Annotated in this window: 3 protein-coding genes; all 3 read left to right on the forward strand. The window is 66.6% G+C overall.

What is annotated here, in order from left to right:
- Positions 1 to 555 (forward strand): substrate-binding domain-containing protein (locus ABT300_RS42850; protein WP_351688255.1); only part of this gene is annotated, 555 nt, incomplete at its 5' end.
- Positions 556 to 665: 110 nt separating this feature from the next.
- A complete protein-coding gene (locus ABT300_RS42855) occupies positions 666 to 2,144 on the forward strand; it encodes a sugar ABC transporter ATP-binding protein (RefSeq protein WP_351688258.1) in 1,479 nt (492 codons plus the stop codon).
- Positions 2,141 to 2,870 (forward strand): ABC transporter permease (locus tag ABT300_RS42860; RefSeq protein WP_351688260.1); only part of this gene is annotated, 730 nt, incomplete at its 3' end. The genes ABT300_RS42855 and ABT300_RS42860, both read left to right, overlap by 4 nt.

The raw sequence follows: 2,870 nt of genomic DNA on the forward strand, positions 1-2,870 counted from the left end.
GACATCCTGTACATGCGTGGAATCCAGGGCGTTCAGGCGGACACCGACCGAGACAAGGGCGTCAAGGAGGCACTCGCCGACTACCCCGGCATCAAGCTCAAGGAAGTCTGGACCGGTTGGGACTACACCAAGGGCGGCGAGATCGCGGTTCAGGAGTTGACCACCAAGCCGTACGACGCGGTGTGGACCTCCGGCACCGAGTACACGGCTGTCAACGCCATCAAGACCGCGGGACGCACCCCGGTGCCGGTCGGGGGCCAGGAGTCCAACGAGTTCGTCAAGCAGCTGGCCGCAGGCGCGCCGGGCGTGATGGTCACGAACCCGGCCGTCATCGGCGGCGCGGCGCTGTCCGTGGCGCTGCGCGTGGCGAAGGGCGAGGACGTCGAACGGGACTTCAAGATCACACCGAAGGTGTTCACGTCCGCCGACAAGTCGCAGTTCCAGTCGATGTACGTCCCCGGCCAGGACCAGACCTTCAACACGACCACGTCGATCGACGGTCTGACGCACTTCACCAAGGACCAGCTCCTGGCCTGCAAGGGCCCCGGCGAGTAGAGCGACTCGCGGAACCCTCGCACGCATGGACGATGGCTGCGCCACCACGGGGGGTGACGCGGCCACCGGTCACGGTCGTGCGTGCCGGATACCAAAGAATCGAGAGTTTGATGGCTGAACCGCTGCTGACCGCCAAAGGCGTGTCCAAGTCCTACGGCCCCGTGCGCGCGCTGAAGTCGGTCGACCTTGAGGTACGCCCGGGCGAAGCCCACGCGCTTCTCGGCGCCAACGGAGCCGGGAAGTCGACCTTCGTCAAGATCCTCACCGGCGTGGTGGGCCTGGATGCGGGTGAGTTGACGATGGACGGGGCGCCGCTGAAACTGGCGAACCCGCACCAGGGTCTCGCCAGGGGCATTGCATCCGTCTTCCAGGACCCGGCACTCGTCCCGGATCTGACCGTCATCGAGAACTGCAAGCTCACCGGCAGTTCTACCGAGCGCGTACGCAAGGAACTCGAGCGGATGGGGCTTGGGATGCTGGACCTGCGGGAGAGGGCCGGCGACATTCCGCTGCCCTTCCAACGGATGATCGACCTCGCTCGCGCACTCAGTCACGAACCTCGTCTGCTGATCCTTGACGAGATCACAGCTGCCCTCCCTCGCGACCTCGCGGAGAAGGTCTTCGACGTGATGGCCGCGCAGGTCGAGCAGAACCGGACCGTGCTGTTCATCTCGCACCGCCTGGACGAAGTGATCCGCCACTGCACCAACTGCACCGTCTTCCGGGACGGACACACCGTCGCCTCCTTCGTGCCCAAGGAAGGAGGCGAACAGCGCATCGTGTCCTCGATGCTGGGCGAGGACGCCGACGTCCACCGTTCGGACATCGTCGAGCGAACTCCGTCGCAGACCGGTGAGAGCTTCCTGGACGTGCGCGAGTTGGCATACAAGCAGGTCCACGACGTCAGCTTCGAGGTCCGTGCCGGTGAAGTGGTCGGGCTGATCGCTCTCGAAGGCCAGGGCCAGGACGAACTGTTCGCCTGTCTCGCCGGCGACCAGCGCTCGAGCGCCGGAACGATCGCCCTGCGCGGCAAGGAGATGCGGGCCCGGCACCCCGCGGACGCCATCAAGGCAGGGATGGTCCTCGTGCCGAGTGACCGACTGACGGCGCTGCTCCCTCAGCGACCGATTCACGAATCGGTCGCCCTTCCCCTGCGGGCCTCGGTCCGGCACTGGGGCCCCTTCAGCGCCCGTCGCGAGCGCGAGGTCATGAGCACCGTCGTCAAACGACTCTCCATCGACACCCGGGCTGCTGCGCAGAGCCGACGACTGTCCGGCGGCAACCAGCAGAAGCTCACCATCGCCCGGTGGCTCGCGGCCGGCTTCGACACGTTGCTGCTCTTCGACCCCACCCGCGGGATCGACATCGGCGCCAAACATCAGATCTACGAGCTGGTCCGTGAACTGGCAGCCGACGGGAAGGCGGTCTTCATGTACACCAGTGAGCTGCGCGAGGCCAACCTCGTCTGCGACCGGATTCTGGTCCTACGGCGGGGGACCGTCGTGGGCTCCCTCCTGCCCGGCTCCACCGAGAAGCAGATGCTGCAGGCCATGTACGGCGTGATCGCCGACCAGGAGGTCGTCGGATGAGCACGATGTCGGTCCAGGACTCGGTGACCAGCCTGCCGACGCCGTCGACCGCATTCCAGCGCTTCCGCAGGAGGCACGGCTGGCTGCTCACGGTCGCGTCGATCCTTGTGATCATGCTGGTCTGGCGGGCCGGACAGGTCCCGGTCTTCGCAGGCTTCGCGGTTCGGACCATCACGGCCGGAACGCTTTCTCTGGCACTGGTCTCGATCGCCCTGGGAGTCGTCGTTCTCACCGGCGGCTTCAACTTCGCCGTCGGATCGATGGTCGTCTTCATCAACTGCTTCTCGGCCTGGCTCATGAAGGACCAGGGACTCGGGGCCTGCCTTCTCATAGCCGTGCTGGCAGTCGCGCTCTCCGTGGTGTTGTCGGCTCTCATGGGCTGGGTCTCGGTCGTGTCCGGTGTCCCCGACATCGTCGTGACGCTCGCCGTCAGCTTCATCCTGCCGGGCGTCGCCCTCCTCATTCTGGGCGGCCCGGGAGGGGGAACCTCGCCTGACTTCGTCAACCTCGTGGTCGGCGGGTTCGCCAACCCCTGGCCGTCCCTCTGCTGGCTCGTGGCAGCCATCGGCCTCATCTGGATTCCCCTGGCTCGCAGCCGGTTCGGGAAGGCGCTGTACGCCCTGGGCAGCAGCAAGCAGGCCGCGTTCCTCGCCGGCGTCGACGTGGGACGCACTCGCGTCAAGGCGTACGCCGTGTCCGGCCTCTTCTGCGGACTGGCCGGCGTCG

It is taken from the genome of Streptomyces sp. NPDC001027 (genome assembly GCF_040299045.1).
Lineage (GTDB): Bacteria > Actinomycetota > Actinomycetes > Streptomycetales > Streptomycetaceae > Streptomyces.